This window comes from Moorena bouillonii PNG (assembly GCF_001942495.1).
Classification (GTDB): domain Bacteria; phylum Cyanobacteriota; class Cyanobacteriia; order Cyanobacteriales; family Coleofasciculaceae; genus Moorena; species Moorena bouillonii.
Genome location: NZ_MKZS01000001.1, coordinates 6491097 through 6516085, shown reverse-complemented (window position 1 = coordinate 6516085; position 24989 = coordinate 6491097). Strand labels below are relative to the sequence as shown.

General features: G+C 43.2%; 21 protein-coding genes and 1 pseudogene. 8 read left to right on the top strand and 14 right to left on the bottom strand.

The window, feature by feature from the left end; all coding sequences use genetic code 11:
* Nucleotides 1-30 precede the first annotated feature (30 nt).
* From BJP37_RS26510 to BJP37_RS26500, 3 genes are all read right to left on the bottom strand, one after another.
* Nucleotides 31-348 carry a hypothetical protein gene (locus tag BJP37_RS26510; protein ID WP_075903332.1) on the bottom strand — a complete coding sequence of 106 codons (318 nt, stop codon included), beginning with the start codon at nt 346-348 and terminating at the stop codon, nt 31-33.
* A gap of 107 nt (nt 349-455) precedes the next feature.
* Nucleotides 456-1385 carry a phosphodiester glycosidase family protein gene (locus tag BJP37_RS26505; RefSeq protein WP_075903330.1) on the bottom strand — a complete coding sequence of 310 codons (930 nt, stop codon included), beginning with the start codon at nt 1383-1385 and terminating at the stop codon, nt 456-458.
* Between the two features lie 227 nt (nt 1386-1612).
* Nucleotides 1613-2521 (bottom strand): phosphodiester glycosidase family protein, encoded by a 909-nt coding sequence (locus tag BJP37_RS26500; protein WP_081431343.1) that lies wholly within the window; start codon nt 2519-2521, stop codon nt 1613-1615.
* Nucleotides 2522-2664: 143 nt separating this feature from the next.
* On the opposite strand from BJP37_RS26500, the gene argZ reads away from it, so the two are divergent.
* Complete coding sequence (gene argZ / locus BJP37_RS26495; RefSeq protein WP_075903328.1) at nt 2665-4770, top strand: bifunctional arginine dihydrolase/ornithine cyclodeaminase; 2106 nt, start codon at nt 2665-2667, stop codon at nt 4768-4770.
* A gap of 98 nt (nt 4771-4868) precedes the next feature.
* On the opposite strand, the gene BJP37_RS26490 is transcribed toward argZ, so the two are convergent.
* Both BJP37_RS26490 and BJP37_RS26485 read right to left on the bottom strand, forming a co-directional pair.
* Nucleotides 4869-5105 carry a hypothetical protein gene (locus tag BJP37_RS26490; protein ID WP_070395824.1) on the bottom strand — a complete coding sequence of 79 codons (237 nt, stop codon included), beginning with the start codon at nt 5103-5105 and terminating at the stop codon, nt 4869-4871.
* Nucleotides 5106-5618: 513 nt separating this feature from the next.
* The gene (locus BJP37_RS26485; protein ID WP_075903326.1) at nt 5619-5822 is read right to left on the bottom strand and encodes an NblA/ycf18 family protein; all 204 of its coding nucleotides are present in this window, start codon (nt 5820-5822) and stop codon (nt 5619-5621) included.
* A gap of 353 nt (nt 5823-6175) precedes the next feature.
* Here BJP37_RS26485 and BJP37_RS26480 point away from each other — a divergent pair, with 353 nt between their 5' ends.
* A complete protein-coding gene (locus tag BJP37_RS26480; RefSeq protein WP_075903324.1) occupies nt 6176-6505 on the top strand; it encodes a DUF433 domain-containing protein in 330 nt (109 codons plus the stop codon).
* A complete protein-coding gene (locus BJP37_RS26475; protein WP_075903322.1) occupies nt 6502-6852 on the top strand; it encodes a DUF5615 family PIN-like protein in 351 nt (116 codons plus the stop codon). Before BJP37_RS26480 ends, BJP37_RS26475 begins: the two co-directional genes overlap by 4 nt.
* Nucleotides 6853-7090: 238 nt before the next feature.
* On the opposite strand, the gene BJP37_RS26470 is transcribed toward BJP37_RS26475, so the two are convergent.
* Nucleotides 7091-8866, bottom strand: coding sequence for an N-acetylmuramoyl-L-alanine amidase (locus BJP37_RS26470; RefSeq protein ID WP_075903320.1), 1776 nt, complete (start codon nt 8864-8866; stop codon nt 7091-7093).
* Between the two features lie 831 nt (nt 8867-9697).
* On the opposite strand from BJP37_RS26470, the gene BJP37_RS26465 reads away from it, so the two are divergent.
* Nucleotides 9698-11440, top strand: a complete 1743-nt coding sequence (locus BJP37_RS26465; RefSeq protein WP_075903318.1) for a SulP family inorganic anion transporter — start codon at nt 9698-9700, stop codon at nt 11438-11440.
* A 127-nt stretch (nt 11441-11567) separates the two neighbouring features.
* Here the strand turns inward: BJP37_RS26465 and BJP37_RS26460 are convergent, their stop codons facing one another.
* Together BJP37_RS26460 and BJP37_RS40130 are read right to left on the bottom strand one after the other, a co-directional pair.
* Nucleotides 11568-12113 (bottom strand): pyridoxamine 5'-phosphate oxidase family protein, encoded by a 546-nt coding sequence (locus BJP37_RS26460; RefSeq protein ID WP_075903316.1) that lies wholly within the window; start codon nt 12111-12113, stop codon nt 11568-11570.
* Nucleotides 12077-12235: a hypothetical protein gene (locus BJP37_RS40130; RefSeq protein ID WP_158069793.1), complete on the bottom strand. Its 159-nt coding sequence runs from the start codon at nt 12233-12235 to the stop codon at nt 12077-12079. Before BJP37_RS40130 ends, BJP37_RS26460 begins: the two co-directional genes overlap by 37 nt.
* A gap of 337 nt (nt 12236-12572) precedes the next feature.
* Between BJP37_RS40130 and BJP37_RS26455 the strand changes: the two genes are divergently transcribed.
* Nucleotides 12573-13796, top strand: a complete 1224-nt coding sequence (locus tag BJP37_RS26455; RefSeq protein WP_198954189.1) for a chromate transporter — start codon at nt 12573-12575, stop codon at nt 13794-13796.
* Here BJP37_RS26455 and BJP37_RS43970 read toward each other — a convergent pair.
* Nucleotides 13770-13904 (bottom strand): hypothetical protein, encoded by a 135-nt coding sequence (locus BJP37_RS43970; RefSeq protein WP_269087073.1) that lies wholly within the window; start codon nt 13902-13904, stop codon nt 13770-13772. The genes BJP37_RS26455 and BJP37_RS43970 overlap by 27 nt on opposite strands.
* A gap of 421 nt (nt 13905-14325) precedes the next feature.
* Here BJP37_RS43970 and BJP37_RS26450 point away from each other — a divergent pair, with 421 nt between their 5' ends.
* Together BJP37_RS26450 and BJP37_RS26445 are read left to right on the top strand one after the other, a co-directional pair.
* Entirely contained in the window at nt 14326-14982 is a 657-nt protein-coding gene (locus BJP37_RS26450) for a DUF3120 domain-containing protein (protein ID WP_075906491.1), read from the top strand.
* Nucleotides 14983-15368: 386 nt separating this feature from the next.
* On the top strand, nt 15369-16334 hold the full coding sequence (locus BJP37_RS26445) for an adenylate/guanylate cyclase domain-containing protein (protein WP_438941544.1): 966 nt from the start codon (nt 15369-15371) through the stop codon (nt 16332-16334).
* 159 nt (nt 16335-16493) lie between these two features.
* Here the strand turns inward: BJP37_RS26445 and BJP37_RS26440 are convergent, their stop codons facing one another.
* From BJP37_RS26440 to BJP37_RS40125, 4 genes are all read right to left on the bottom strand, one after another.
* On the bottom strand, nt 16494-19277 hold the full coding sequence (locus BJP37_RS26440) for a hypothetical protein (protein ID WP_075903314.1): 2784 nt from the start codon (nt 19275-19277) through the stop codon (nt 16494-16496).
* Between the two features lie 498 nt (nt 19278-19775).
* Nucleotides 19776-20216, bottom strand: a complete 441-nt coding sequence (locus tag BJP37_RS26435) for a hypothetical protein (RefSeq protein WP_075903312.1) — start codon at nt 20214-20216, stop codon at nt 19776-19778.
* Between the two features lie 851 nt (nt 20217-21067).
* The gene (locus BJP37_RS26430; protein WP_075903310.1) at nt 21068-21499 is read right to left on the bottom strand and encodes a hypothetical protein; all 432 of its coding nucleotides are present in this window, start codon (nt 21497-21499) and stop codon (nt 21068-21070) included.
* 231 nt (nt 21500-21730) lie between these two features.
* The gene (locus BJP37_RS40125; RefSeq protein WP_158069792.1) at nt 21731-21874 is read right to left on the bottom strand and encodes a hypothetical protein; all 144 of its coding nucleotides are present in this window, start codon (nt 21872-21874) and stop codon (nt 21731-21733) included.
* 335 nt (nt 21875-22209) lie between these two features.
* Between BJP37_RS40125 and BJP37_RS42875 the strand changes: the two genes are divergently transcribed.
* The gene (locus tag BJP37_RS42875) at nt 22210-23136 is read left to right on the top strand and encodes an esterase/lipase family protein (protein WP_229415454.1); all 927 of its coding nucleotides are present in this window, start codon (nt 22210-22212) and stop codon (nt 23134-23136) included.
* On the opposite strand, the pseudogene BJP37_RS26420 reads toward BJP37_RS42875, so the two are convergent.
* Nucleotides 23106-24725: pseudogene (locus tag BJP37_RS26420) on the bottom strand (cobaltochelatase subunit CobN); the annotation flags it as partial. The gene BJP37_RS42875 and the pseudogene BJP37_RS26420 sit on opposite strands and share 31 nt — an antisense overlap.
* Between the last annotated feature and the right edge of the window lie 264 nt (nt 24726-24989).

Below are 24989 nucleotides of genomic sequence, written 5' to 3'. Positions count from 1 at the left end.
CCCTTCACCCTGCGTCGATACCCTGTGATCTCAATCCAAGTCCAGACTTTCCAATTCCGACTGGAAGTCTGCTACAAAGGCTTCAGTATCATCCAATTTCATATCGTTCAAAGCTTCCCACTCTGCATCGGTATAGTTGGCATCGCTCCCAATAACATCCATGGTCCAAGAGTAAATGTTGCTAGGATCTTCGAGAAGTTCTACAGCAAATTCACGGGCACTTTTGCTGATACTCGGATCTGCCTTAGCTGCTAAACAAAGGTTTAACAGTTTACCCAAAGGCGTATCTGGGGTTACTGACATCAATAAAGTCATGGTGTCTTCTAGAATCTTTTTTTTGTCTACCATGTTTGAGTACTCCTAAAATTAATTTCCGAGTCAGATATTATAGTGCTTTTATGGAAACCATTCGATCAGACTAGACATTTTTTTTATCCCATTTATGCTACATCCACCTATTCCCTGTTCAACACATCTATCGGCAAAGCATAGATGCCCAAATGGTTAGCAATTGCCCGTTGGCGCGTAGGAATACGGGTCTGAATCGGTGAATTTAATACTCTTAGCTTATTTGTATTATTTGCTACTACCAGAGTGGTGGAACCACCCCCATCCAAATTGAGGGCGCTATCGGCTCCTAATTCTTGAATAATACTAGTTAATTCAGCCAAAGTAACCCCTTCACTGTAAAAGCGCTGGCGACCATCAACAATAATTAACCACAAAGTTTTGCCTGATTTATCAATAGCCACAGCAGTGCGGGGATACAATAGTTTTTCATCTGTACTATCTCCCAATACTGCTGGCTTCCCTTCCTTTAGTAAAATTTCTCTACCCGCCAATCCCTCAGATGTGCCTAGAGGGCAACGGTTTTGATAGATTTGAACTTGGAGAAGCTTTGAAATACACAGCACTGAATAATTTTTTGATTTTGGAGGAGCATAGGATTTCCCCTCAGAGATAACTTGCCCTTCTACTTTGACCGGATCACCAGATTTAGGATAGGAGTTAGGTGGATACTCCCGAAAAGGATAAAAGAAACTACCGTTGATAGCTAATTGTAAGTTAAACTCCCGCACAAATTCCGAAGTAGTCCGGGCAGCAAATTCATTTTTATCGACTTTATTTCCTGGTGTTACTAACAGTTTAATTCCTGGTGCGGTTAGGTCTATGGTAACAGTATGTACCATCAGCGGACGGGGAGATTTGCGAGTATCTCTTTGATACAAAATGCCTGGGAAAAGTTGTTGCTGCTTGTCGGTAGGAAGTGGACGCTTGAGCAGCAATCCGCCATAGATCAAAAGTGGCACGCTCACAATGCTCACAATACTGATGCTGGTGGTAAGCAGAATTCGCTTAACTCTAGTTATATTTAATTTTTTCATGCTCTAAGCTATACCAAAGGGAACAGGGAACAGGGAACAGGGAACAAAAATTATCACAATTCATTTAGGATTGGTATATTGTGCATTTAAACTGTATTATATTAATGGGGTTTATTAACTACTATCTTTTGGTATAAAATAGCTATAAAAATCATCAATTAATGGTGATATTTTTTTTATATTCCCTACTCCCTACTCCCTACTCCCTACTCCCTATTCCCTACTCCCTACTCCCTGTTATCTACCGGCAAAGCATAGATGCCCAGATGGTTAGCAACTGGACGTTGGCGGGTAGGAATACGAGTCTGAATCGGTGAATTTAATACCCGTAACTTAGTCTTATTTGCTACTACCAGAGTGGTGGAACCACCCCCATCCAAATTTAGGGCGCTATCGGCTCCTAATTCTTGAATAATAGTAGTCAACTCAGCCAAACTAACTCCTTCGCTGTAAAACCGTTGGCGACCATCAACAATAATTAACCACAAAGTTTTGCCTGATTTATCAATAGCGACAGCAGTGCGGGGAGAGAATAGGTTCTCACCTCCACGACCTCCCAATACTGCTGGCTTTCCTTCTTTTAGTAAAATTTCTCTACCGGCTAGTCCCTCAGATGTACCTATAGGACAACGGTTTTGATAAATTTGAGCGCGGATAAACTTTGAAATACAAAGCACTGAGGAAGTTGCTTTTGGAGGAGCATAGGATTTCCCCTCAGAGATAACTTGGCCTTGTACTATGACCGGATCACTAGGTTTAGGATAGGAGTTCGGTGGATACTGGCGAAAAGGATAAAAAAAACTACCATTAATAGCTAATTGTAAGTTAAACTCCCGCACAAATTCCGAAGTAGTCCGGGCAGCAAATTCATTTTTATCGACTTTATTTCCTGGTGTTACTAACAGTTTAATTCCTGGTGCGGTTAGGTCTATGGTAACAGTATGTACCATCAGCGGACGGGGTGAGTTGCGAGCATCTCTTTGATATACGATGCCTTGGAACAGTTGTTGCTGCTTGTCGGTGGGAAGCGGACGCTTGACCAGCAATCCGCCATAGATCAACAGTGGCACGCTCACAATACTGATGCTGGTGGTAAGCAGAATTCGCTTCAGTCTAGTTATAAATATTTTTTTCATGGTATAATTAAGGGTTAGCCTTTATATATAAGACCAATCCACCAACTTAACCTACTCCCCTGTCAATGGCAAATTGTCGTGACATTGGTTTAATTGCTGACTTACCTTGGTCGTGTAGGTATCTACCAGATCAGAAATCGACTATGACAGAATCAATTCGCTTCCTCATGTGTCCCCCTGACCACTACGATGTGGATTATGTGATTAATCCCTGGATGGAGGGAAATATTCACAAGTCATCGAGGGATCGCGCTGTAGAACAGTGGCAAAAACTGCACTATGTCATCAAAGAGCATGCCCTAGTCGATTTAGTTTCTCCTCAATCCGGTTGGCCAGATATGGTATTTACAGCCAATGCTGGATTAGTCTTGGGCAAGAATGTAGTGCTTAGCCGCTTCCTCCACAAAGAGCGCCAGGGAGAAGAACCTTATTTCAAGCAATGGTTTAATGACAATGGCTACACTGTCTATGAACTTCCTCAAGACTTACCCTTTGAAGGAGCTGGGGATGCTCTGCTAGACCGGGAAGGGCGTTGGCTGTGGGCTGGCTATGGCTTCCGCTCAGAACTTGATTCCCATCCATACCTTGCTAAATGGCTAGATATTGAAGTTGTGTCCCTGCGCCTAATGGATCAACGTTTCTATCACTTGGACACTTGCTTCTGTCCCCTGAGTGGTGGCTATTTACTCTACTATCCCCCAGCATTTGATGCCTATTCCAACCGCTTAATCGAAATGCGGGTAGCACCGGAAAAACGAATCGCCATAGAGGAAGCTGATGCAGTGAACTTTGCTTGCAATGCGGTCAATATTGATCAACTTGTAGTGATGAACAAAGTTAGCGATCGCTTGAAAGATCGGCTCGGTCAAGCTGGGTTTGAGGTGATTGAAACCCCCTTGACGGAATTTCTCAAAGCTGGTGGTGCTGCTAAATGCCTAACCTTACGGGTAACTGAACCAGTCCGCAGTGAAATCCATGGCAATCAACCGGTTGAAAGTCGCATTATTCGTTTGGAAGGTCATTTGCTTGATTCTGGTATCATCAGCCGTGCCTTGGATTTAATTGTAGGAGGTGGGGGTAGCTTCCAGGTACTTAACTTCGACCTAGGAACACAGCGGCAAAGCACCTCTAATGCTGAACTGAAAGTCTCTGCACCAGATCATGAGGTGATGGCAGAGATTATGACTAAGCTGATTGATCTAGGAGCTGTCACTCCTGCCCAAGAGGTGTGTGATGCTAACTTGGAACCTGTTACTCAAGCAGGGGTTGCTCCTGATGACTTTTATGTTACTACCATTTATCCGACGGAAGTACGGGTAAATTGTGAGTGGCTGAAGGTGCAACATCAACGCATGGATGGTGCGATCGCAATAACTGAAACCCCAGACGGTGTAATCGCTCGTTGTAAAGTGCTGCGGGATTTGGAAGTTGGAGAGCAGGTGATCGTGGGAGTAGAAGGAATCCGCACGGTGCGCAAAACTCAATCCCGTGAACAACGCAATCAGCAAGAATTTAGTTTTATGGCATCTGGGGTCTCTAGTGAGCGCCGGGTAGAATTAGTAGTCGAACAAATTGCTTGGGAGCTGCGCCAAATCCGGGACCAAGGGGGCAGAGTAGTAGTGACAGCAGGACCTGTGGTAATTCACACTGGCGGTAGTGAACATTTATCCCGTTTGATTCGACAAGGGTATGTTCAGGCGCTGTTAGGGGGAAATGCGATCGCAGTTCATGACATCGAGCAATCCCTGATGGGAACCTCTTTGGGTGTGGATATGAAACGAGGAGTAGTTGTCCATGGTGGACACCGACACCATCTCAAGGTAATCAATACTATCCGTCGCTGCGGTAGTATTGCCCAAGCTGTAGAACAGGGTGTATTAACTAAAGGGGTGATGTATGAATGCGTCCGCAATAACGTACCATTTGTCCTAGCTGGTTCCATCCGAGATGATGGTCCTCTGCCAGATACCCAGATGGATTTGATTAAAGCACAGCAAGACTATGCCAAGTTATTGGAAGGGACAGATATGATCTTGATGCTGTCTACTATGCTCCATTCTATTGGCGTCGGGAATATGACTCCAGCCGGAGTGAAGATGGTCTGTGTGGATATTAACCCCGCCGTAGTGACAAAATTAAGCGATCGCGGTTCAGTAGAATCTGTTGGTGTTGTTACTGATGTCGGTTTATTCCTTAGCTTGTTAGTGCAACAGTTAGATAAGTTAACCAGTCCTTATCTAGTCAAGTAATTAGTTTAACTGTTGAAGAATTAAGAATTAAGAATTAAGAATTAAGAATTCTACATTCTACATTCTACATTCTTAATTCTTCATTTATTACTAAATTATTAACTTGCTTTATAATCCATAGTTTCATTGTCACTAGGAACCAAAACCCAGTCTGAGAGTCTTAGTTTCTGATAGGTTGCCCAGCCTTTAGAACCGCCAGGTACTGGATAATCTGGGACAGCATATTGGGGAAAAGCTGTGTACGGACGCCAAGCCTCATAAGGGGAAGTCCGCAAGTGCAACATTTTTGGTTCATTGCTACCAAAGCTCGATAACCAGCACATTTGTTTTACCATGGGATACTCCTTGATTGTGAATTAAAGCTAGAGAGCCTTGGTTAACTGACCCTGTGAACAGTAAGTAGGTGATAAATTACTCTGAATTGCTGAGTTACTGAATTCATCGATAATTTAGCAATTCAGTTTAAATGTATTTATAGCTACCTACATGATGCACTTAATAATGTTATTGTGTCTCAGTCGCCTTGACTCTAACTGCTTTGTTTATTGTTTCTTCAGTAATTTAGCTGTGGATTCCGGATAATTGGGTTAAGCTAATCAGAATTTAATTGGCAAATTTACCGTATGAGGCAAAAGTAAGCATTTAGCGGTCAGCGGTCAGCGGTCAGCCGTCAGCGGTCAGCCGTCAGCTATCATGCTTAACATAAACCCAGGGTAGCTGCGCCGATTCGCAATAAATTAAACGAATGTTTACCTATGCAAGCTGATAGCTGATAGCTGATAGCTGATAGCACCTCAAGTAGCGTGCGCATAGCGCATAAGCTTACTTTCATCCCTTGCCCCCTGAGCTTACTCACTCCAAGGTGGAGGATTTCCGATTAAACTGTGCTTAACGAAATTCCTGAAATGAATTTCACGAATTGACATCTGTCTATAGAGCTCGCACAGAAGATTCTTGGCTTGTTCAAGGTCGAGATTTTGAATTTGCGTCTCAAAAACTTTAAGATTGAACTCCTGTTCTAGGGAAAATTCTATTGGTTGATGTTTTTCCATGATGATCTGACTCCTATAAATTTCCAGAAATTACCGATTGGTTAGAACCTTTTATAAAGTTAATTAGGAGTGGGTAACTTTACTCCTTAATTACTTATCACCTTGAGTTGGGATTTTTATGCAAGGATTACTATAAATAGGCTTTATACTAGTTATGATAGGCAAAGTTTAGGAGACTTTACAGTACCCTTGCGGGTACTTTGTATCCCACCCACACCTATCCTTGTTTTTAGGGAGCAGCGAGCAGGGAGGAGCGAGCAGGGAGCAGGTAAGTCGGAAGTGGGAAAACAATCCTGTGTACCTGAGGTGCGACCCGCAGTATGATCGATCGGAGATATATTCAAGGTAAATTTATGCCAGTTCTAGAAGCTAAAACCTATGTAGAGTATCGAGACCATGGTTACTGGATTGCAGGCACACGAATTTCTCTCGACTCCGTTGTGTATAATTTCCGCAACGGATTATCACCAGAAAGTATTGTTCAATCTTTCCCACTGTTGACCCTTGAACAAGTTTACGGAGCGATCGCTTTCTACTTAGCTAATCGTGATCAGATTGATACTTACCTCGCTGTGGAAGAGGAAGAGTTTGATGCCATGGCTCAACCATTACAAAACACGGATCCGTCTCTGTATAACAAACTTAGGTCACGATTAGCCAAAAAACAGAGGCTAGGAGAATGAACGTCTGCTACCAAGCTGATGCTGATTTCAATCAGATAATTGTTACTGGCGTTCTACGACAAGAGCCTTCAATAGATTTCCAAACTGCTTTGGAAGCCCAGTTGCAAGGTTTAAGCGATTTAGAAGTACTTGCAAAAGCAGCACAGCAAGGACGCATTCTTGTGACCCACGACCGCAAGACAATGCCAAGGCATTTTGCCGAGTTTATTGTGAGTCGCAAAAGCGCAGGAGTTATCGTTGTGTCCAAGAAGTCGGCGATTGAAGTTGTTATTGAGGAGTTGGTTTTAATTGGGTTAGCATCAAGTGCTGAAGAATGGATCAACAGAATTGCTAAGATTCCTCTTTGAGCTCAAGGTATAGTAGACCTATGCGCAAAAGTAGTTTTCTAATAGTGTTCTTGATGCAAAGCGCGAGTGGGGGAAACCCCCGCAGGTCGGCGCTGCCTTCTCAAGACCTTAATGGTGCGTTTGACCCGTAATTAAATTCGCCACGGGTCGCACCTCTGCATCGCTTTGCGTCAATTATTGTCCACTGTTCCCTGTTCCCTGTTCCCTGTTCCCTGTTCCCTATTCCACAAAGCGTGCATTACTCCACAGTAGCCAACCATTCAGTAATCCCATCTGCGATCGCATTAGCCAATTGCCTTTGTTCTTGGGGATTGCTAATCCATTCAAATTCCACCGGATTAATCATAAATCCCAATTCCAATAGCACCGAAGGAGCTTTGTGAGGACGGGTTAGGGCGAGATTATTCCAAAATACTCCGTAGGATGGACGTCGGAGTTTTTGGACTAAATAATTATGCAAAAACACTGATAAATCGTGGGCTTGGGTATGATACCAAAACATTCCGATCCCAGCAGTATTAATAGCATCACCATAATCTGGTAGCGCATTGTAATGGATAGAAAGGGCAATCGTTGGTTCTAGTTCGTGAATCATATCCATGCGGTCTCGTAATGACACATCCTTATCAGTTTCCCGTGTCATATATACCGTTGCTCCCCGTTGTACCAATTCCTTTTGCAACAGTTTCGAGACTACTAAATTAACATCCTTTTCTGGATACCCATTCGGTCCGCTCGCTCCTGTTTCGGCTCCCCCATGTCCGGGATCGAGCAGTATCTTAATTCCTGCTAACTGCTGAGTCGATACACCCAGTCTGCTTCTACTGCTCAAGTTTGGTGGATGTCTTAGAGACAGAATTAGAGTAGTGCCTTCATACCTTAAGTCATACCCCCACTGCTGCTCAGATTTGAGTCTAAAATTATACTGCACCCGGTCTGGAGTAACTTGGTACCAGTCTAGGCGCTTAATCACTGGGTCATCATTCAAGAAAATCGTATCCGTTTGAGCCGTTAGATTATGTAGCGTTAAAGTAAAGGTTTTATCGGACTGCTGCACACTCACTGGTACTGGTATCTCTAGGGGAAAGAGAATTTCTGTTGCTCCAGGTACCTGTCGGGAGGTGATACTGCGAATAATAGACTTCGGCGGAGTTGCACCAGAAATTACCTTGGTTTCCTTCTGGCGAATCCAAGCACCATAATCAAGACGTAACCAGTCTCCTTGTTTACCAGTAACTGCTGCTCTAGTTCCCTTTGGTAAAGGCGTTAAGCGAGAATAGTTAGTACTCGGTCCAGTGCGGGCAACCCCAGCCTCTTCTATTACCTCTATTACCTCTAAGCGGTTAGGAGATAAAATTTCCACTGTACCTGTACCCCGCTGACTGACTCTCTCGCCATTGAGATTTAGTTGAAACACAGGGTTGCCAAAATTACCAGCTTGTGAAATTTCGGCACATCCCTGGTAGTTATTAATAGCTGCACGAGGTGTAGGTTGGTTTTGACCAGTCAATACGGCAAAATTAGACGGAAGTTGGACATCTTGGGATTGAGGGAGTAAGGAAATCCGTTGATTGCCCAGGGTCACAGAAACCCTAGCACGAGGGGATGCGATCGCACCAAAACAAATCTGTTCTCCAGGTAATCTAGCAATATCTGCTGCTGGGGTCAGGGAATCTTTGGAAAATCCCAAACCTTGTGGTAACTGTGGTTCAGTAGACAGCCTGGTTACGTTAACTTGAATTTTCTGGTTTAGATAGCGCAAGGTAAACCGATTTTCTCCCAGCTGCAAAGGGAAACTAGGAGCAAAATTCCCACTTTGGCTACGGGGGATAGGTCTACCATTGACCAATACCTCTGAAGTAGGGGCTGCAGTACCAATCAAGAAAATTTTCTCTGCAGTAGTTTTATGCTCACGGGGGGGATAGGCCAGGAAAAGGGGTTGCTCAGCCGAAACAGGTAAAACAGGTAATGTAATCACAGAAGCTAGTATTGCCCAACTCAGGATTTTTTGCATGCTTTCTCGTCAACAGCAGGATAGGTTACCAGTAATTAGCCCAATCTTACCAGGACTATCCCAATCTGATTTAACCTGAGCTCGATATCAGCAACTATTGTCCCATTGAGTCGTGTCTGGTCAGAGACTGTCTAATCTCTAGTGAGAGTAATTGATTTTCCAGGAATTTTTAACCAGAATTTGCGAAATAATCCACCAATTCTTCTTTATACTCCCACTAACCTTGCTCAATTATTCTTTGGGGAGATGACTAGGGTAAACCTATGTTATTTTGAAGTGCCTATAGGTGCGCTTTCCGCATCTAATTATTAAATTCGCCACGGGTCGCACCTCTGGATATAAGATTGATAATATAAGTATTTTTGCTTATTAATTGTTAAATCTTTGTTAGGTGTTAAATCTTTCTTAGGTGCGCTTTCCGCATCTAATTATTAAATTCGCCACGGTTCGCACCTCTGCATCGCTTCTGAGTAAGGTTTCTATAATTTAGCTCCGTTTGCCCTGGGGGGATTAGAGTCTCTGGTGCTAGTCATCCATTGATTTAATGCTAAAACTCTATCGATTAACCAAAACTCTAAACAGTTTCACCTCTGGCAGTGTAAAATTCTAGTGTAAAATTCTATGGCATCTTATATAGCAATTATTGCTATAAGCAACTCTAGCTTCCATATACTTTAGTGTTGCCCAGGTAAATCTCGGTTTCTATATTTGGATGGCTCTACCCCTTAGATTTTCCTATACCATCATGGTAGGAATTCCAAGTGATATGGAAAGAATCAATTAGATGTGGGCCACTTTGCAAGTATTATTCTTTCACTAAATTACCCACTCATGCAATTTGTTAATGGTTTACATTTCCGTAATTTGCGCGGTGATGTCTTTGGCGGCCTGACTGCTGCCATTGTTGCACTACCATTAGCCCTAGCCTTTGGAGTATCCTCCGGTGCTGGGGCAATTCATGGTCTTTACGGCGCTATTTTTGTTGGTCTGTTTGCCGCTCTGTTTGGCGGTACTCCCTCTCAGATTTCTGGTCCCACTGGCCCGATGACCGTAGTGATGACAACGGTGTTTACGGCGCTAGTTGCTAAAAACCCAGAGAATGGTCTAGCCATGGCATTTACTGTTGTCATGCTAGGGGGGATATTTCAAATCTTATTTGGGGTGTTGCGGCTGGGTAAATATATTACCCTGATGCCCTACACAGTTATATCTGGCTTTATGTCAGGGATTGGTGTGATCATTCTGTTGTTACAGATTGGTCCATTTTTCGGGCATCCTAGTTCTGGGAATGTGGTGGAATCTGTCAGCAATTTTCCTACCTTTGTGGCTAATCCCCATTTTGCCGCTACCGGTCTAGCAATCCTGACTCTGGTGATTATGTTTGGATCACCTAGGAAGCTGAGTCGATTAATTCCATCCCCCTTGCTAGCACTGATAGTCTGTACGTTGATATCGGTTGTCTTTTTCCCAGACCTGCCAGACAGCGAGCTCAGACGGATTGGAGACATCCCCACAGGCTTACCCAAGCTATATTTGCCAGTCTTTAAGTTCAGTCAAATCAAAGACATGCTTGGCTATGGTCTAATGTTAGCCACCTTGGGAGCTATCGACTCTCTGTTAACGTCCATGGTTGCTGATAATATTACCCGTACCCAGCACGACTCTGACCGGGAATTAATTGGTCAGGGTATCGGTAATACGATTGCTGGCTTGTTTGGTGGGCTCCCTGGTGCTGGTGCTACCATGCGGACGGTAATCAATGTTAAGGCTGGTGGTCAAACCCCCCTTTCAGGCATGATTCATGCCCTAGTGCTGCTGGTGATTGTTGTGGGGGCGGGAAGCCTCACTGAAAGTATTCCCCATGCTGTCCTGGCGGGCATCTTGATTAAAGTAGGAATCGATATTATTGACTGGAGCTTCCTAAAACGAGCCCATCAAGTCTCCCTCAAGGCAGCAGCATTAATGTATTTAGTGTTATTCATGACTGTATTTGTTGACCTAATTACAGCCGTTGCCGTTGGGGTGTTCATTGCCAACCTGTTGACTGTCAAAAACCTCAGTGAGCTACAAATTAATCAAATCAAGGAAATTACTGCTCCTGATGATGGTGAAAATAGTTTGAGCTATGAAGAAAAACAACTTCTGAAACAAGCTCGTGGTCGAATTTTCCTATTCCGTCTCGGCGGACCAATGAGCTTTGGTGCAGCCAAGGGTATCTCTCAGCGGATGGGGATGGTAGAAAAGTATGATGTCCTGATTTTAGATCTCAGCGATGTTCCCTTGTTGGGAGTGACCGCTTCTTTAGCGATAGAGACTATGGTTAAGGAGGCTCGTGACAAACGTCGTGATGTGTTTATCGTAGGTGCGACTGGTAGGGTTAATCAAAGGCTGGAAAAGTTGAAAATCCTGCAACTATTACCAGAAAGAAACCGAGTTAGCGATCGCATCGAGGCATTAGAGCAAGCAACTGCCTTGATTACGGGAGAGCAATCACATATCAATAGTGCTTTAGCCCAGGAAAATCCCATAGGGTTGAATAGCACTGTTGCTAATCTAGACCAAACTAAAAAATAAGTTAGTTTGGTTCTTTGTCAGAATGTAGAATTCTTAATTCTTAATTCTTAATTCTTAATTCTTAATTCTTAATTCTTAATTCTACATTCTTAATTCTACATTCTTAATTCTTAATTATTAATTCTGGTTAATCTTCTAAAATCTTAGTCGGCAACCCATCTATACTCTCAATATTTTTGGCTTGCCAATACTCGTGAATTCCCTTTTCTCCCTTGTTATTGGCCCACTTGAGCAGAGTTTCCCTCTCTGCTTTTAAGTCATACAAAGGTACACCATAACCACAGGAGGTTTGGGCAGATTCTACATTTAATACAATAATCTGCCTTTCTCCTGGTAGGCTATTGAATAGGGAGTAAAATTTTCCCCATTCATTATCCCTAGGTCGAATTACCTGACCGTGACCATAAAGGCGGAGAATTAATGGCTTTTCAGTGAAGCTACAAAACATGATTGTCATTCTGCCATTTTCCAGCAAATGAGCCGATGTCTCGTTACCGCTACCGGTTAAATCTAGATAAGCCACTGTTTTACTATCAATACACCGAAAGGTATTAATACCTTTGGGGGATAGGTTAATACGACCTTGATGGGGAGCTGTGGCTGTAAAAAATATCTTTTGCTCCTCAATAAACTCTCTTAAATCTTGATTGATTTCTGAGTAAAACTTAGCCATAGATTACACCAGATTACTCTAGGACTATTGTACCATAAAAATAACCAAAATAATAGCAAAGGAAGTAGGGAGTAGGGAGTAGGGAGTAGGGAGTAGGGAGTAGGGAGTAGGGAATAGGGCATCAAAAATTATTAAAATTCCTACACGAATTGCTCAATAACCAATACAATAACCTCAAAAAACACGTTCGCGTAGCGTGGCCTACGGCCAATCGCGTAGCGGCTCTGAAAGAGCATCGCAGTTATCTGATAGCTGATAGCTGTAAGATAACTGCTGAACTATCTATAATAAGTTATCTGCAAATAACTATAAATTAAATTTTATTACCCCGATTCCCGACTCCCGACTCCCGACTACCGACTCCCGATTCCCGATTCCCGATTCCCGACTCCCTATTCCCTATTCCCTGTTCCCTCTTCCCTTTGGTATATTAACCTTGACACCTTTCGAGTCAAGCCAGTGTCTAACGAAATAGACGATATTCAGCCTGAGCAACACAACAGTTCTGACGCTCAACTGTCCCCACAACAAGAGGGGCAACGACTAAAAGAATTAGCACTAGTCTTTTTTAAATTGGGGACAATTGCCTTTGGTGGCCCAGCTGCTCACATTGCCATGATGGATGATGAAGTAGTAAAGCGACGACAGTGGATGAGTCATGAGAAGCTACTGGATCTACTGGGCGTTACCAATCTTCTTCCAGGCCCTAACTCTACAGAATTAGCGATTCACATCGGTTATGAGCGAGCAGGATGGCGAGGGCTGTTTGTTGCTGGTTCTTGTTTTATCTTGCCAGCAATGGTGATTGTCTGGATAATGGCAGCAATTTATGCCCGTTACCAGAGTGTGCCCCAGGTAGAGTGGCTCCTTTATGGTATCAAACCAGTTATCATCGCCATTGTTTTACAAGCGTTATGGAAGTTGGGGAAAAAAGCAGCAAAAGATATTCCCACTACAGTAGCAGGAATTGCAGCTACTATCGCTTTCTTCTTAGGCACCCATGAAATTCTGTTACTGCTGTTGGTCGGAGCTGCGGTAATGCTAGTCAAAACCCTGTGGCGTAGAGGAAATAACATCACAGGTGCTTTACTTGTGCCTTTCTCTAGTCTTTTAGCCCAGACCGGTGTACCATCCGCCGCTTCTATATCTTCTGCTAGTGTCTTCCTATTCTTCCTAAAAATTGGCTCCGTTCTATATGGTAGTGGTTATGTGCTGCTGGCGTTTCTACAGCAAGATTTAGTAGAGCGTCACCAATGGCTTACTTCCCAACAACTGCTTGATGCGATCGCAATCGGTCAAGTCACTCCCGGTCCTGTGTTTACCACTGCTACCTTCATTGGCTATCTCCTGAATGGAAATGTTGGCGCAATCGCTGCCACCGTTGGAATCTTCTTGCCTGCCTTTATGTTAGTGGGAATCATCAATCCTTGGGTGCCCAAGCTACGGCAATCCCCTTGGGCAAGTGGATTCCTCGACGGTGTTAATGCGGCTTCCTTAGGACTGATGACAGGAGTAACATATATTTTAGCACGTACTGCTTTAGTAGATTGGTTAACCGTTATAGTGGCAATAACTAGCGCGGTGCTGGTATTTCGATTTAAGGTAAATTCCCTATGGTTAGTGTTAATCGGGGGAATTATAGGATTTATTTCACAATTAGCCCAGTTGTCGATTGGGTTTTAGGGAATCAAGAATCGGGAGTCGGGAATCGGGAATCGGGAGTCGGGAATCGGGAATCGGGAATCGGGAATCGGGAATCGGGAAAAAGTCTAGCAATATAGCACTACCCATGAAGGTCAGGACATTGTCTTGATGCAATAGCGAGTGGGGGAAACCCCCTGTTCCCTTGCTGCATCGCTCCTAAACTCCGAAACTTATTCATAGCTTACTTCTGACTTCTGACTTCTGACTTCTGACGCTAAGCGTAGCGCTATAGCCATGGCCCTACCCGTAGCCCACCACCAATGGCTTGGCAAATCTTAATTTTTCATGAGTTTTTGAGTTCAGACTTGAGATTAGATATTTCTACCCTTGCCATACACCACTACATTCAACTACTCTTACCAATATGCCCCCAGGGGGGATATTGGTAATGATATATTAAGTTCAATAAAGATAATTAACGATAAATAACAAAATTTTGTTTAAAAATACTTGGTTTTCTCATCTAGGCCTAAGGAATTCCCATCAGTCAGGGCAACTACTTCTATCTATCCCCCCTAGGGGAGTTAGTAATCCTCAAGGATGGCTATTATTTGCTGCCGCCTCCTTCCTGGTTTCTGTGCCAGTGTTCTTCCAAGCTCCCCTAGTGCGGCTTTTGCCACTGTTGAGTTTAGCCATCACCCTAGCTTGGGTGTGGCTGGGTGTAAAACTGCTCCAACGTCCATCAACCCAAGTCTGGGGTGACTTGCTGTTGGGATTTAGCTGGAGTTGGCTGGCTGGTTCATTATATTGGGGTTGGTTGCGCACTGAACCTCTATGGCATTTACCGGTAGAGGCGATTGGTCTACCATTTGCTCTGTGGGGATTGTGGCGGGGTTGGGGAAAGGTAGGAAATCTGTTTTACTTGGGTTCGTTATTCGGTACAGCCATGACCGACATCTATTTCTACTTGACCCATCTAATTCCCTACTGGCGTCAGGTGATGGTAGTAGAGCCAGTACTGGCAAAACCAATCTTTCAAAATGCGATCGCACAAGTCCAAACCCCTTGGGGAATTAGCTGGGCAGTGGTTTTGGTTGCTACGCTAGGAATAGTTGGTCTTTGGTCATTGACAAAAGAACAGCCTCATTGGTGGACGTTTAGTGGAGCGGTGTTGAGTACAATCGTGGTAGATAGTCTTTTTTGGTTGGCAGCTAACCTAGCATGATGACTCCAGACACTGACCCTAAAGGGTACAGTGTGGGCTTCTTCGGAAGCCTTCGTCATTTATTTATTTATATTTAGTGATTTATATATTTATATTAGGTTAGGTTAGTTTTGAGCGTTGTCATTCCGAAATGACTTGATCATCCTTTGAATCCATCTACTAGGGTCAGCTTCTGAGTCTTGCTGGGTCTTTGACAGCAGCAAACTCAAGCTCGATTAGCAGTAATTGGTTAGTAACTTATGGCTGCTATTGTTTCTCCAACTTCTGCGCTATCCTTCCCTGATCAGGGGAAATCTTGGAAAATTGATGCAATGATCAACGTCTCAATTAACCCTGTTGTTGCTCCTATATCTGTGGTGACTTTGCGATCCACCCCTTACCTACTTATGCCTACCGGCTCTGACGATCAGTATATGCCATTAGTTGGTAGTAATTGCTGGACCGTCGGTCGTAGTTATGATAACAATTTTGTACTTTCAGATCGCTGGATTTCCAGAAACCATGCGATGTTGCAGTGTACCGAAAACGGTGATTTCTATCTTATTGATTTAGGCAGCCGTAACGGTACATTTGTCAATGGACGCAGAGTCAGTATTCCGGTGACCTTGCGCAATGGCGATCATCTTACCTTTGGTCAGACAGAATTGGAGTTTTATTGCCCACCCAAGGCTCATAAAACTGAACCATCCGAACCTATACATAAAGATACCCAAACCTCAATATTGCACGTGCGCCGCCTGATTTCTGTGATGGTGGTGGACATCCGGAACTTCACCGTACTCACCCACCAGTTAGATGAAACCACCCTCTCAGTGGCAATTGGCAGCTGGTTCCGGGAGTCTGGAGAAATTCTGAAAAGGTGTGGCAGTTGGGTAGATAAATATATCGGTGACGCAATTATGGCGATTTGGTTTCATGGCTCTAAAGGGGTCAGTGATGAAGAAGCCATGAGTATTTTGCAAGCGGTCAATGACCTGAACAAAATGACTAACAATCTGTCTAAGGAGTATCCTCTGCCCTTCCCACTCCGAATTGGTACTGGAATCAACACCGGTTATGCTATTGTTGGTAACACTACTGGTAGTGGCGATCGCCCAGAATACACTGCGGTTGGGGATACTGTAATTGCCGCTTTTCGCCTCGAATCTGCCACCAAGGAACTTGGTTTAGATATTGCCCTAGGGGAGGATACATACCGCTACCTTTCCAAAATCCGAAAGTCTGAGCTTAAGTTCAAGCAACACACTGTCAATCTCAAAGGTTATGATACTTCCACTATTACCTACGCTGGAACCTATGAAAAATTAGATAATTTCTTGCGAGTTAACTCTACTCTACCAAGTGTTGAATAAGCTTTATTAAAAAGTATCACTCATTATTAGGAATTCAAAATTCAAAATTAAAAATTCAAAACCCAAGATTCAACTTTCAACGTTCAAACAACTAACCTTTAACTTTCAACAACCTTAAACTTAATATGTTGCAATTAACTAATCTTCAATGCCTAACTATTAAAATTTGAACTGAGCACCTGCTTCGACTCTAGCATCAAATCCCTCGTCACCTGTACCTAGTTTAGCGTCTATAAATAAACCATTATCTGAATGGTACTTCAAGATAGCGCCATAGTTAAAGCCTGACACTCGACTGTCAAGCCCCACATTGGTAGTGGTGAAATTTCTGACAAAAGCGCCTAGAGAAAAATTCTCGATCACTCGTTGTGAAAGCTCTACATCATAAAACACCTTTCTACCTATCTCTAGATTAAGGTTGGATTTTAAACCGCCGACAGTTCCTAAGTCTCCAGTAACATATCCGACAACTTCCCCTTGACTATTTTCTGGCATAAAAGCATTCAGACCTTCTGGAGTATAGAGAATAGCAGGAGTAACTGAATACCCTACGCTTTTTCCCTGACGTGAAAAGGAATAAGCGGCTGTGATTTGGAAAGGATTCAATCGATTCGCAGAACTATTCCAATTAATACTAAAAAATGGCACGTGAGTGATGATGGCGATTGGTTTATTGCTTGAGTCAACCGCTACATGTCGATTAATCCAATTTACCTGAGCGTGGCTATAGACTCCCACAGTCGGTTCTTTGGTAAATCCATTATCGTCGGAAACATCTGAAGGATTGTTTTCTCCAACCCCTGGTGCTGAATTAGGAGCCAGATTAAACCAACCTCCTAAGCTGACACCATAGTTAAAATTTTCCGATGTACCAGCTACTAATACTTCTATAGTCGGTAGAGATACATAACCAGCAAAGGTTTTGTCTCGAATACTTCGTTGAGAAGTCTGGGTGAGTGTAATCCGATCAAATGCAATATCAAATGCTCGGCCACTGTTGATTGGTACAACAGTATTATCAAAAGACCTAAATTGTTGCACAAATTGTCTGCCATCAGGACTAGTCAAAATAACGTCTACCGCTGATGATTGGTTACTAGGAGTAATCGCAGTATTATTCAAAGGAACTACTCCAGCAATAAAACCCAATGGACCAAAATCTTGGTTAGATAGTCTTAGTTCAGAAAAAGACGTCTCTCCTTGATCCCAATCACTTATATCTCTTTGAATAAAATCAATAGCTCGCTGATGATTCCCTGTTCTCAGTTGGACTATCCTAGAGTGGTTAGGGCTAATTTTACTAGGAAACGTCACCCTACCCGATACCTGATTGAGGCGACTAGAGCGATTAGTATTAGCTAAGGTTTGATTAAGTCTTTGATTGATTTGACGTCGCTGTTGGGGAGTAGCTTTAGTCTGTAACCGAGCAAATCCTTCATTATTGTCAAATTTTTGTCGAGCGTCTTTAATACTGTTGTCTATATTATTAAAATCAATAAATTCAAAAACTATCCCCAGTACCATTCCCAGAGTCGCATTGGCAATTTGGTTCGAATCCAGGTCGCCATCAAAGGATAGGGTTAGGGAAATACCTGGGTTGGAAAAAATACTTGAGTAACTGGCACTGATATCTACTGGGTCATACTGAATCAGGCTTCGGTTGTGAGATTTACTGATATAAAATCTGTACCAATGCTTACTGTCTTGACTATCAAGATTCAAGTCAACTTCAGTAGCTCTTTGACCAAGGGGAATCCAATGTAAAGAATTTAGATAATGAAAATCTCTTTCCTCTTCAGTTAGGAAAGGATTGACAGATAAATTCAATAAATCATTGGTCATCCCTCCCCCTGGTTGGGCAATCTTAACCCCAGGGATAGATGTGGAAGGAGCCGTGAAATTAAGACCTTCTCCTGTCAAAGGGTCTCCCCAGGTAATTCCCGCTGCTTGTAGAGCCTCTTGAGGAATTATTTCCCCTTCTTCCAATTTGACATTACCATTATCTAACAAAGGTTGTAGATTTGTGGTTGGATAACCTTGCAAAATCTGGGGAGCATTATCTGCATCTAAAAATTGGAATAAAGAGCCTCCACCGCTACTATTCAAAGTTGAGCCACTGCCAAGATTAATTACCCTATTTTCCAAAACAGTGACATTAGGATCATCAGGATCAATTCCACTATTAATGATTACTTCACCAGCCCGTATTCCTTGTGGAGTTCTCAATTCTCCAGAGATTACCCTTACTGTCAAGTCATTAACCTCAACGTCTCCAACTAACTCTTCAAAATTAGTGGGCAAAGCTGAGATAAATTGTAGCCCCCACAAGGATTGCTCTACAGTCGCTGTTTGGGTGAGTTGAGTATCCCTTGACTTTCCTTGGTAGAGAAGACCACCTTGAAATCCTTGAGTCTCTATAACAACAGTATTGCCATCAAGAACCCAGTAGAATTGATGATCTTTAGGAAAATTAGCAAAGGTAAATCTATCCAGAATGGGATTGTCGTCAGCGAATCTTAACTCTGTCTCTAGATAATTTTCGTTTTTATTTGGTCTAAATGATGTGGGCTCAAAGGTTAACTTATCGGTGGGATTAATAATCCAAGGATACTTGGTGGCACTTTGAGTTATAACATCACTGATGGGAGTTTTTTTTGAATTTTCTTGATTTTGGGTTTGTGCTGCTAAGGTGCTTGACTCTGCTTCAGGTGACCTAGATTCAGCAACCTCTGTTTCCAATACATTTAGATGATTTTCTGGCTGAGCCTCTGGCTGCTTAGAAATGATAAAGTCTTTAACCTGATCAGGATTAGACCTAAAAAAATCCGCCTCTTTGATTTCAAATTGTACGCTTTCAGAAATTTTGTAATGATTAAAATTTGTAGGAAACGTTGGTGTTTTATCAGAAAAAAATGCTATAAAAAATAAAGCTAGTGCATCCATTGTTGTCCCCTAATTGTATACAGTTGTTTCATAAAAATATTTTTTTATTAATAGTTTAATAAAACTCAATATCGTCGCTTTTTAATGGTATTGATGCTCTCGTAAATTCCTAGAATTACCTAAATTATGGATATATAAATTTTTAAATTAATGCAATTTTTTTTTACTACTCCCATATCACCTGTTTCCTGTTCCCTGCTCCCTGCTCCCTGCTCCCTGTTACCTTTGCTATTTTTATATACAAACATAAAAAATACTCCTAGCATTTCTCTACACAGAAATCCCAGGAGGCATGATCAATAAAACGTAATTGAAGAGAAAGGGTAAACGCATCTAAATTAGTCTTGACAGTAAACCATTGATGTGGATTACGGAAAACTTATGACTCTATAGCACTGTTCAATAGCTAATAGCTGAATGCTGAGTGTTGAGGCTAATAGAGGGTTTCTTAATTAAGATGCGTTTTCCCTGATTTAACAGGATGAATTTACTGTTAATTTAATCTAGAGCACCTAAGCCTTCAGTACCAGCTCCCGCACGGATTAAAGCGGCTTGATCCTCAACTACAGCAGCAGTAACAGCAGCATCGAGAGCGTCTGCAGCTGCCTCAAGGAATGCATTTGTTGAGCTACTACTGGTAGTAGCCGACACTGCCGCAGCTGTACCGCCATCTAGGGTGAGGGTATCGATAGTTGCAGTGTTTGTTCCTGCACCAGTGTATGCTGGTGTAACAACTAATGGACCAGGAAAGTGGAGAGCTTCAGGTAAAATCAGCTCACCGGAAACACTGATAGAACTCCCAGAAGCCCTTGTCTCCACGGCAGATCCGCGAATCGCTGATTCAGCATTAGCTGATGTAGCTAGTAGACCAGTTAAGCCCGCAAAAACGAGACCTGTGTTGATCAGAATTTTTCCTAGATTTAGATGCTTATTATTCATGGTTTTTCGAGCTTTGTCCCTTGATAGTTTATCCTGAACTTAGGTCATCCTTGAACCCGTTTCATAGTTATAAAGTAACTTCATGGGAAGACTATAGTAAATCCGAGAGAACACTTAACTTATCGAAATCTATAACTAGTTTGTAGTCAGTAAACTAGGGATAATACTGAATTACGTGGAAACTTGATCAGTATTTATTGACTAATCTGTTCAGAATTTAATTTGGGATATATAAGTTAATCAAAGGGAACAGGGAACAGGGAACAGAGAATAGGAAATAAACAATTTAAAGGCAGATAAGCTGTAAGCATTCAGCCGTCAGCGGTCAGCAGTCAGCTTTTCATAACTCAGATTAAACTTTTGCTTACTTGTTTGATTCAAAAGTTCCGTAGCTTCCTAATCGCCCATAAGCACATCAAGTAGCACATCAATTAGCGCATTAGCTGATGGCTGATGGCTGATAGCTGAATGCTTACGATAAGCTTATCTAGGATGTTGTTGCTTTTTTAAACTAAATAAGTTATTTTTTATCCGGATAAAACTAGAATTCAACTGTAGTTATTAGGTAACTAGTTATAGCGCTGTGAGCTTCGGATCAGGGAACAGGAATCCTCCCTCACCCCCCAGGGCTGTTTCAAAGTTGGACTCAAATGTGATTGGTGGGGAGGTGGGGAGATAGAGGGGATTAAAGCTAATAAAAAGGTATGTTTAACCTGAAAAACCCCTCTCCCCAGCACCCCAACTCCCTTTTACGCCTATTTACCTGACAATTTATTCGAGAGCAATGTTACAACCCTGACCACGTTTAGGAGATTTCGGGGTGCCTGGCGTAAGTCCTGCTTACTGTTAATTTACTCTAGAGCACCCAAGCCTTCATTACCTGCTCCGGCACGGATTAAAGCGGCTTGATCCTCAACGGTGGTAGCAGCACCTAGAGCCGTTGCAGCTTCGGCAAGGAATGCATTTGTTGAGCTACTAGTGGTAGTAGTAGAGACTGCCGCAACTCCAGTTCCATCTAGGGTGAGGTTAACGATAGTTGCAGTGCTTGTTCCAGCATCGGCGTAGGTTGGTGTAACAGTCAATGGACCAGAAAAGTGGAGAGCTTCAGGTAAAATCAGCTCACCAGAAACACTGATAGAGCTCCCAGAAGCCCGTGTCTCTACGGCAGATCCACGAATCGCTGATTCAGCGTTAGCTGATGTGGCCAGTACAGCAGTTAAGCCCGCAAAAATGAGACCTGTGTTGATGAGAGTTTTGCTTAGAGAAAGAGAGTTGTTGTTCATTGTTTTTCGAGCTTTGTGAGTTGATAGTTTATCCTGGAATTGAGTTAGTGTTTAACTCGTTTCATAGTTCTAAAGTAACCGCCTATAAAGATGGTTGTAAATTAGAAATACTACTGAAAAAAATTAACTACATAACTATTATGTAGTTATAGAAATAGAGATAATACTGAGTTAAAGTAAAAACTCATCATTATTGATTATCCGGAAAGTTTTTACTTTTCTTAAAAAATTTTATTTTCTCTGATAACAAAAAAATAAGTTATTTTTTATCCGGATAAAAATAGAGGAATCGGGAGTCGGGAATCGGGAATCGGGAATCGGGAATCGGGAGTAGGGAGCGGCGGAATAATGGGTAGACAGAGAATTTATTAGCACTTTCCGGATTTCTCCGGACTCAGTCAGTTGGTAGCTATTCTATTGGATAGCAAGATCTGGTAAGGGCATGGCGATTAAACCCATCGGTGTCAATTCCTCCGATGCCAGCACCCTAGCTGAGGATCAGGGTTACAGCGCTACGCCCAAGGCAAGAGGCAAAAGGCAAGAGGCAAAAGTTTACTAAAACAGCTTTTGCTGCTTGTATCAATGTCCTAACTTTAATGGGTAGTGCTATATTGTTTGTCTCAATTATTCTCCACTGTTCCCTGTTCCCTGTTCCCTGTTCCCGACTTCTGCAAGAAGTCTAATGACCTTCATTCCTGGAGAGCTAGTCTGTGAGTGATCGTAACGATTTAATTGAAATTTCTGGTACTGAGAACCCCTCTCGCCGTGGGGATGTCATTTTTGTCCATGGACTTGGGGGTGATGCCCGGGGTACTTGGCACCCGCAAGAACGGCGAGATGATAATAATTTTTGGCCTGCTTGGCTGGGGGAAGATTTATCAGATCTGGGAATTTGGTCTCTGGCTTATCAGGTAGAACCGTTTAGATGGAAGGGTAATTCTATGCCTCTGGTAGACCGGGCGACTAATAGTTTAGATCTACTGGATAGCTATGAGATAGGCGATCGCCCAATAATTTTCGTTACTCACAGTATGGGGGGACTGCTGGTGAAACAGATGCTGCGCAGTGCTAGGGATTTTGGCAAATGGCAAGCGATCGCATCTGGGACGAGGGGAATTGTTTTCCTGTCTACCCCTCATTCTGGTTCTGATTTGGCAAGTTGGATTAAGCACATTGGCACGATTCTACAAACCACTGTCAGTGTTGACGAATTGGAGGCGCACCATTCTCGCTTACGGGAACTGAATCTTTTGTATCGCAATGACCACCAGTTTAGCCAAATCCCGATGCTGGTTTACTGCGAAACCAGACCTACCAATGGGATTTTAGTGGTGAATCAAACCAGTGCTGACCCTGGTATTAAGAACGTTATTCCTGTGCCGATGGATGTTGACCATATCTCTATCTGCAAAGTAGAGGATAAAAAGAATCGAATCTACCGTCAGGTAAAGCGGTTTGTCAATCAGAATTTACAGCCGTTTTCAGATAAATTGACCTCACTACCTTTAGGGACAAGCCCCCTAAATCCCCCAATTCTGGGGGACTTTAACTCAATTTCCCCCCAAAGTTGGGGGGCTAGGGGGGCGAAACTTGCTGTAACATCAAACTCTCCCCAACGCTCACGGATTCCCTTTTGAACCCCTATCGGTAACCCTTGAAAATAGTCCCAATAGTCCTGCCAACTCAACTCTTGTCGTACCAAACGTAACTGCCATCCTTCCGGATCATTGGTCACCCCAGCGGTCAACCACTCAATCAACTCATCCCCACTTTCCGGAATCTTCTCAACCCAATACCCAGCATCCCGTAACCCTTTTAAAATCTCTACACAACTGGCCGGGGTATCTAATCCTACGCCATTGGCCAGCCTGCCATCTCGATTGGGGTAATTAGCTAAAATCAGAGCAACCTTTCTCTGATTCGGTAGGGTTTGCCGTAACTGTAGCCAATTCATGGCTAAATCTGCTACAAACTGAATGCGATCGCATACCGGTTCATAAACCACCACATCCGTTTCCAGAGCAGGATTCCACCGTTGCGCCGACTTAAAGGAAATCGCACGACTAATAATTCGCCCATCCACCTCCGGCAACGCCACATTCATAGCAGTATCCCTCGGCATCAATCCCTGAAACCCAGACTCCCACTGTTCCACCGTGCCACTACTTAAAATAACCTGTAACACAGGCACATCCAGCCGTTCCCACAACTCCAACTGATGTACCTCAGCATCCAACTTAGCCACCGAGAAACTAGTCGTATTCAGCAACACTGCGATCGCGTAGCGTGAGCAAAGCTCAATCGCACTACTAGAGCTATCGGGATTTTGGAAATAGCCTAACAATTCCCGTTGTACCTCTAGATCCCGTAAAGAAGAGACAAATACTGGCACCGGTTCCAAGCCCCGTTCTACCAAAGCCTGACATAACCCATCAATCGGTGCTGTATTTCCCGCTAAGTAATGGGCACGGTAGAACAGGATACCTACTTTAAGATTGCCTTTACAGCCGTTTTCAGATGAATTGACCTCACTACCTTTAGCTGCAAGCCCCCTAAATCCCCCAATTCTGGGGGACTTTACCTCAATTTCCCCCCAGCGAGGGATTGCTCGCTGGGGGGCTAGGGGGGCAAAATTTGTTGTAACATTGTCAGTAGCTTCTTCAGTTATCCCCGATTGCCATGGATAAACCCCAACCCGAGGCACAGGTTTGGGTGGTGGTGGATTATTAGTTTGCTCCAAGCATACATCTGCCACAAATTTAAGAGCGTTAGTGAAATTCTCAACACCGCCTTCTGTAAAGTAGCGCCATAATTGATTCACTATCGGAATAGTTTCTGTGGAGTGACTAGTTAAGGTAGGATCTGGTCGGTCATCTCCTGGTAAAACCAATAACCTAGCGCCAGTTTGTTCTACTGTCTCTTTCACCACTTCTAAGCCATAAGACCAGTAGGAGCGTCCCCCCAATAATCTGATAATGATAATCCGTGCTTTGGCCAAGATATCCTCAGCATAGGTATCAATGGTTAGTTGTTGCTGCAACTGCAACAGATTAGCAACTCGAATAGCTGGGAAATCTGGCGGAAGTTGGGATACCGATGCGGCTAGGGTTTGGATATCCGTGTCAGCAGCAGTCAGGAAAATAATCGGTGCTGGGGTTTGTTCGATGAAGATAACCCCTTCAGCTTCAGGGTTCCATCCTCCCGGAGTTGCGGCGATGCGATGCATAGTTTAGGGTGCGATTCGTTGATTCTAAATGAGTCTATTGGACTCAGGGAGAGATGGCAAGGCTCTAGGTGTTGTAACTCGTTAATAATCTCCAGGTTTTACCTGCCCATTGTCACCCTTTTAACATGGCTAGGGATGGTTGGGGTTTGGTGTGATTGTCAGGCACCAGGATGTTGAAGAGCGGGTGATGGTGATCGTCTCATGTCTGCTTTTGCAGCCAGGGGTCGGGGGTGACTCTCTGACTGAGTTTAATTAGCTATTGCA